1 protein-coding gene is annotated in these 523 nt (G+C 66.3%); it reads left to right on the forward strand.

The features are described 5' to 3' along the window. Nucleotides 1-22 precede the first annotated feature (22 nt). A partial coding sequence (locus ACWKV5_RS29695; protein ID WP_483844160.1) for an NRAMP family divalent metal transporter occupies nt 23-523 on the forward strand: 501 nt, incomplete at its 3' end.

Here is a 523-nt window from a genome sequence, read left to right on the forward strand (position 1 = left end):
ACGGGATAGCTGGCGTGCGCGTTTGCGGACGCTGCTCGCCATCCTCGGCCCCGGCCTGATCGTCATGGTCGGCGACAACGATGCCGGTGCCTTCGGCACCTACACGCAGGCCGGGCAGAACTACGGCACCACGCTGCTGTGGACGCTGTTGTTGCTCATCCCCGTGCTGTACGTGAACCAGGAGATGGTGCTGCGCCTGGGCGCCGTCACCCGTGTGGGCCATGCGCGGCTCATCTTTGCGCGCTTCGGCAAGTTTTGGGGCAGCTTCTCCGTCATCGATCTGTTTCTCGTGAATGCGCTGACGCTGGTGACGGAGTTCATCGGCATCAGCCTCGCGCTGGAGTACCTCGGCATCCCTAGACACTGGGGCGTGTGTGCGGCGGCGGCGCTGGTGATGCTGGCTGCCTCCACCGGCGACTTCCGCCGCTTCGAGCGCTTTGCGCTGGCGCTGGTGGCCGGCAGCCTCACGCTCATTCCCGTGTTCGTGATGGTGCATCCGCCGATGGGGCAGGTGGCGCGCGAC

The sequence above is a fragment of the Pseudomonas oplopanacis genome, from assembly GCF_057128725.1.